Raw genomic sequence first — 5,777 nt, forward strand, 5'->3', positions numbered from 1 at the left:
GGCGCGGTCGCCGAAGGCGGCCAGGCGGTCGGCGAGGTCGGGGACGGTCCCGGCCTTGGTCTCGGCCCGGCGGTCACGCAGCACGCGCGCGGGGTTGCCGGCCACCACGGCCCAGTCGGGCACGTCCTTGGTGACCACGGCGCCGGCCGCGACCACCACGTGGTCGCCCACGGTCACGCCGTCCAGGATCGTGGCGTTGGAACCGATCCAGACGTCGTCGCCGATGGTGATGCCCTTGCTCCAGGTGCCCTGCCGGAACACCGGCCGGTCGTTGTCCATGCGGTGGTTGAAGCCGAGGATCGAGCTGTGCGCGCCGATGCGCACGCCGTCACCCATCCGGATCTCGCCGCGGACCACGGCGAACGGGTTGACCGAGCAGTCCGCGCCGATCGTCAGGTCGCCCGAGAGGTAGGCGAGGGCGGCGACGTAGCTGCGCTCGCCGAGCACGAGCGAGTCACAGAACACCGCGGCGTTCGGTGCGACGAAGGCGCCGGCGGCTATCTCGGCCCCGGCGTCGGTCAGCTCGCGCTGCCGGGCGGCCTGCGCCTCACCCTCCGGCGAGGCGGGGTCGTACTCCCAGGGGAGGAAGTCGATACGTCGGACGCCGTCAGCCGATGAGTGATGCACGCCGCAAGACTACGGCTACCGGCGCAGCCCGAGGCTGCGCAGCTCGAGGTCGGCAAGCCGGCGCACGACGGCGGGGTCGTCCTCGCGCCAGTCCCGCACGGGGTCGTCGGAGACCCCGGTCAGGGCGCGCAACGGCTGGTTCGTCAGGGCCCGCAGCGCCAGGAGCGCCGGGTCGGCGTCGAGCAGGCGGCGGCCGGCGCTCGCCCGTCGCACGAACCGGACCCGCAGCGGCACGTAGAGCACCGCGACCAGCAGCACCGGGAGCAGGAACACGGCCACACCGGCGAGCAGCGCGACGTCGGCGACCGTCTCGGCCTGGGAGCGGCCCGCCGCCGCGAGGTTCTCCGCGGCGTCGGCGGCCCCGCTGAAGGGTGCGGCCAGGTCGTCGCCCACGCCCGGGATGCCACCGATCCGGCCCTCCACGTCGTGGAACCGGCCCGCCATCTCGTCGGCCGCGGACGCCGTCGCACGGCCCGGGGCGCCCAGCTCCATGGTTGCCGCCCAGACCTCGCGCCCGGCCCAGGCCCAGCCCGCGATCCAGGCGAGCAGCAGCAGGTCACCGAGCGCCTGCCGAGCGCCCCGCGCGGGGGCGGCCGCGTACAGCCTCATGCTCCGGTCCTCCGGTTCTCGACGGTCAGCACGCCGCACCGTACCGGACTTACCGCCCAGCAATTCCACAACCGATCAAACCGATATGTGGTTGCATACGGTTCGAATTGTTCCCGACTTTGCGAGGTATCAGCATGGCTGCCGACGACGAGCTCACCCGCACCTTCGTCGAGTTCGACTCCGACGGCGACGGCCGCATCACCGCGGACGAGTTCCGCCGGGCGATGGCCACCCGGGGCGAGGAGACGACCGACAAGGACCTCGACGAGATCTTCGGCAAGGCCGACCACGACCGGGACGGCCGGATCGACCTCGCCGAGTTCACGATCGCCTGGGACGCCTGAGCCCTCCCTCGCCGTCGGGCACCCGGGTACCGGGCGCCCGACGGCCGGCGTCCGCTAGCCCTTGAGCCCGCCCGAGACGAGGTCGAGGCGCCAGTAGCGCTGCAGGAACAGCACGAGCGCGAGCAGCGGGATGATCGAGACCGCCGCCCCCGTGATCGCCACCGAGTAGAGCGCCGGGGAGCTCGACCCCTTGGCCAGCAGCGTGAACAGCCCGACGGTGAGCGGGTAGCGGCTCTGGTCCGAGAGCATGATGTACGGCAGCAGGAAGTTGTTCCAGGTGCCGATGAACTGCAGCAGGAACACCGTGACCATGCCCGGCACCATGAGCGGCAGCACGATCCGCTGGAAGATCCGCCACTCGCCCGCGCCGTCGATCCGCGCGGCCTCCAGCGTCTCCTGCGGCACCGCCGACATCGCGTACACCCGTGACAGGTAGATGCCGAACGGGCTGACGATGGACGGCAGCAGCACCGACCAGTGCGTGCCGACGAGCCCGAGCTGGGACAGCAGCAGGTACTGCGGCACGGCCAGCACGATGCCCGGGATGAGCACGCCGGCCAGGATCGACAGGAACAGGAACGAGCGCCCCCGGAACTCGTACTTGGCCAGCCCGTACCCGGCCATCGTCGAGACGAGCACCGAGAGCAGCGACCCGACGCCGGAGTAGATCAGCGAGTTGAGGCACCACAGCAGGTACTGCCCGCCCTCGTAGGCGAACAGCGCCGTCAGGTTCTCCCCCAGCCCGGTGCCGGGAGCGAAGGTGAACGTGGTGAACAGCTCGCCGCGGGTCTTGGTCGACGCGACGTAGACCCAGAGCACGGGGACGAGGCAGTAGAACGCGCCCACGAGCAGCACGATCGTCGGCAGCACGCCCCAGCCGCCCTGGCGCGCCCGCGAGCGCGCCCGGTCGGACGGGCTCCGCACGGCCGGCGCCGGAGCCGGGCGGGTGGTGGTGACGCTCATCGCTCGACCCCCATGCGCTTGCGGTTCACGATCCGCAGGATGACCACCGAGACGAGCACGGTGCCCACGGCGAGCACGGTCGACGCCGCGGCCGCCTGGGGCAGGTCGTCGGTGCCGAACGCGTCGCGGTAGATGGTCATCAGCGGCACCCACGTGTTGGAGATCGCGCTCGTCATGGGCTGGAGCGTGGCGGGCTCGCTGTACAGCTGCAGCGTGCCGATCAGCGAGAACACACCGGTGAGCACGAGCGCCGGCACCACGAGCGGCACCTTGATCCGCAGCGCGATCTGCACCTCGCCGGCACCGTCGAGCCGCGCGGACTCGTAGATCTCGCCGGGGATGGACCGCAGCGAGGTGTAGATGATGATCATGTTGAACCCGACGCCACCCCAGATCGCGATGTTCGCCAGCGAGCCGAACAGCCCGGGGCCGTCGAGGAACGGGATGGTGCCGAGGCCGAGCGCCCGCGTGACGTACGAGAACGGGCTGGTGCTCGGCAGGTACATGAAGCCCCACAGCAGGGCCGCGACGACGCCGGGCACCGCGTACGGGATGAAGATCGCCGTGCGGCCGAACCGCTTGAGGCGGGCCGCCGGCGTGTCCAGCACGAGCGCGAACAGGAGCGCCAGGCCGAGCGTGAGCGGCACGGCGATCACGCCGTAGACCGCGAGCCGGCCGAAGCCCGCCGCGAACTCCGGGTTGGTCAGCACCGCGACGTAGTTGTCGAGGCCGACGAACACCTCGGTCTTGCGCCCGAGCAGGGCGCCCTCGATGCGGTAGGCGCGCAGGCTCAGCCAGACGGCATAGCCCACGGGCACGAGCATGAACGCGACGTACAGGATGACCGCCGGGGCGGTGAACAGGTAGGGCGCCACCTGCCGCCGTCGGGGACGGCGGCGCGCCGGTTGCAGAGTGGTGGACATCGAGGGCACCAGGTCAGCCGTCGCTCACAGCGAACCCGGTCTCCTTCATGTCGGCCACCACCGCGTCCTGCGTGGCGACGAACGCGTCACGCCAGGGGGTGCCGTTGCGGATGGCCTTGCCCAGCTCGTCCTCGAACACCGACTTGGCGAGGTTGACGTTCGGGCCCCAGGTCACCGGGACGGTCTGGGCGGAGATGTCGGCGGAGACCGCGTAGAAGTCGTCCTGCTGCGGCATGAGGGTCGGCGGGTCGTTGCTCTCCGCCATCTCCTGCCCGAGGCTGGAGGCCGGGTACAGGCTCTGCTCGTCCAGGAGCAGGGTGTTGCCCTCCTCGGACGCGTTCAGCCAGGTGGCGAACTTCGCCGCCTCCTCGGGGTGCTCGCTGTCCTTGGTGACCACGAGGGCGGAGCCGCCCTGGTACGCGACCGCGGTGTCACCCGGCGTCCACTGCGGCAGCGGCGCCATGGCCCAGCTCCCCGCGGTGTCGGGGGCCACGGACTCGATCACGCCCGGCGCCCACACCGCCGACGGCCACGAGAGCATGGTGCCCGCGTTGACCATCGCGTTGTACTCGGGCGTCAGCAGCGGCTCCGTCTGGATCAGCCCCTCCGTGGCCAGCTCCTCGAAGTAGTCCGCCACCTCCAGGGACGCCTCGTCGGCGATCCCGACCGACCACTCCTCGCCGTTCACGGACCACCACTGCCCGCCCGCCTGCGTGGCCACACCGGCGAAGAAGCCGAACTCGGTGGGCGGCAGGCTGGTGATGACGGAGTCCGGGTCGGCCTCCTTGACCGCGGCGGCGGCCTCGCGGAACTCCTCCCACGTGGTGGGCACCGGCACGCCGAGCTCCTCGAAGCGATCCTCGCGGAACACCAGCGCCATCGGGCCCACGTCCTGCGGCACGCCGAACACGGCGCCGTCGAACGTCGTCTGCGCCCAGGTACCCTCGGTGAACGCGTCCTGCACGTCACCCACGTAGTCGGTGATCTCCAGCGGCACGTCCGCCACGATGAGCGACGGCAGCGTCGTGTACTCCACGAGCGCCAGGTCGGGCGCGTTGCCCGCACGCGACGCCGTCAGCAGCTTCTGGGACGACTCGTCCCCGCCGCCCGCGTCCGACAGCTTCACCTGGATGTCCGGGTTCGCCGCGTTCCACTCGTCGACGACGGTCTTGCTGCCGGCCGGCCACGCCCAGTACTCCAGGGTGACGGGGCCCTCCGGGTCGGCGCTCGCGGCGCCGCAGCCGCTCAGGACGGCGAGGCTGGCGACCGTGGCCGCACACGCCACGAGGGGTCTCATTCGCATCGGGATCTCCTTTGATCGGTACTCGTCGGCGGCCGGGCGCCAACTGGACCAGAGTCTGGCGGCGCGCCTACTCTTTGTCAATTATTGAAACAAAGTCGGGGCGGATAGGATCCGAGCCCTCCAGAGACGAGGAAGCGATGTCACGAGGCTGGCCCGCACTAGGCGACGCCGAGCGCAACGCGCTGCGCGAGCTGCTCATCCACGGCCCGCTGCCCCGCGCGGAGATCGCGCGCCGGCTCGGCGTGTCCCGCGCGAGCCTGACCCGCGTCACCCGGGCGCTGATGGACCACGGCCTGGTCACCGAGGGCGAGGTCGAGCTGCGCGGCGCGACAGGACGCCCGAGCGAGCTGCTCCTGGTGCGGCACGCGGCCCGGCACTTCCTGGGCGTCAAGCTCACCGGCGACGCGCTGTTCGCCGTCGTCACCGACCTCGGCGCCCGCATCGTGGCGAGCCACGAGGAGCCCATCCCTGCGCGGGACCCGGACGCCGTGATCGACCAGATCGCCGCCGTCCACGCCGGGTTCGCCGGGCGGTTCGGCTCGATCGTGGCCGGCGGGATCGCCCTGGCGGGCGACCTCGCCGTCGTCGACGGGCGCCAGGTGGTCACCGACTCACCGTTCCTGGGCTGGACGGACGTGCACCTGGCCGAACGGCTCACCGAGCGGCTCGGCATCCCCACGGGCGCCGAGAACGACGTGCGGGCGCTGACGGCCACCGAGCACTGGTTCGGCGCGGGCGTGGGCTGCACCTCGCTGGCGCTGATCACCGTGGGCACCGGCGTCGGCTTCGGGTTCGTGGTCGACGACCGGGTGGTCACCGGCCACCACGGGCGCGCGGGGCGGCTCGACCACCTGCGCGTCGACTCGGCCGGACCCATCTGCGGGCAGGGGCACCGCGGTTGCGTGAGCGCGCTGCTGCCCAACCAGGCGATCGTCGACGCGCTGCGCATGCCCGGGCTCGACTTCGCGGGCGCCGTCGCGCTGGCCCGGGAGGGCCACGTGGCCGCCC

The 5,777-nt window shown here is 71.8% G+C and carries 7 protein-coding genes; 2 read left to right on the forward strand and 5 right to left on the reverse strand.

The genetic code is table 11. The features are described from left to right. Both PROKR_RS37910 and PROKR_RS25095 read right to left on the reverse strand, forming a co-directional pair. On the reverse strand, nucleotides 1–627 hold a 627-nt coding region (locus PROKR_RS37910), incomplete at its 3' end, for an acyltransferase (protein ID WP_169736562.1). Nucleotides 628–642: 15 nt separating this feature from the next. Beyond that, nucleotides 643–1,236 (reverse strand): hypothetical protein, encoded by a 594-nt coding sequence (locus PROKR_RS25095; RefSeq protein WP_036969044.1) that lies wholly within the window; start codon nucleotides 1,234–1,236, stop codon nucleotides 643–645. A 134-nt stretch (nucleotides 1,237–1,370) separates the two neighbouring features. On the opposite strand from PROKR_RS25095, the gene PROKR_RS25100 reads away from it, so the two are divergent. Then, nucleotides 1,371–1,580 carry an EF-hand domain-containing protein gene (locus PROKR_RS25100; RefSeq protein WP_036969046.1) on the forward strand — a complete coding sequence of 70 codons (210 nt, stop codon included), beginning with the start codon at nucleotides 1,371–1,373 and terminating at the stop codon, nucleotides 1,578–1,580. Between the two features lie 54 nt (nucleotides 1,581–1,634). Here the strand turns inward: PROKR_RS25100 and PROKR_RS25105 are convergent, their stop codons facing one another. Genes PROKR_RS25105 through PROKR_RS25115 form a run of 3 tightly spaced genes read right to left on the reverse strand, consistent with a single transcriptional unit; the run spans nucleotide 1,635 to nucleotide 4,769 of the window. Continuing rightward, on the reverse strand, nucleotides 1,635–2,543 hold the full coding sequence (locus PROKR_RS25105) for a carbohydrate ABC transporter permease (protein WP_051433336.1): 909 nt from the start codon (nucleotides 2,541–2,543) through the stop codon (nucleotides 1,635–1,637). Then, nucleotides 2,540–3,466, reverse strand: a complete 927-nt coding sequence (locus PROKR_RS25110) for a carbohydrate ABC transporter permease (RefSeq protein ID WP_036969199.1) — start codon at nucleotides 3,464–3,466, stop codon at nucleotides 2,540–2,542. Before PROKR_RS25110 ends, PROKR_RS25105 begins: the two co-directional genes overlap by 4 nt. A gap of 13 nt (nucleotides 3,467–3,479) precedes the next feature. Further along, nucleotides 3,480–4,769, reverse strand: coding sequence for an ABC transporter substrate-binding protein (locus tag PROKR_RS25115; RefSeq protein WP_036969048.1), 1,290 nt, complete (start codon nucleotides 4,767–4,769; stop codon nucleotides 3,480–3,482). A 137-nt stretch (nucleotides 4,770–4,906) separates the two neighbouring features. Here PROKR_RS25115 and PROKR_RS25120 point away from each other — a divergent pair. Continuing rightward, on the forward strand, nucleotides 4,907–5,777 hold an 871-nt coding region (locus PROKR_RS25120), incomplete at its 3' end, for an ROK family transcriptional regulator (protein ID WP_051433337.1).

Source organism: Promicromonospora kroppenstedtii DSM 19349 (assembly GCF_000515355.1).
In the GTDB taxonomy this organism is placed as follows: domain Bacteria; phylum Actinomycetota; class Actinomycetes; order Actinomycetales; family Cellulomonadaceae; genus Promicromonospora; species Promicromonospora kroppenstedtii.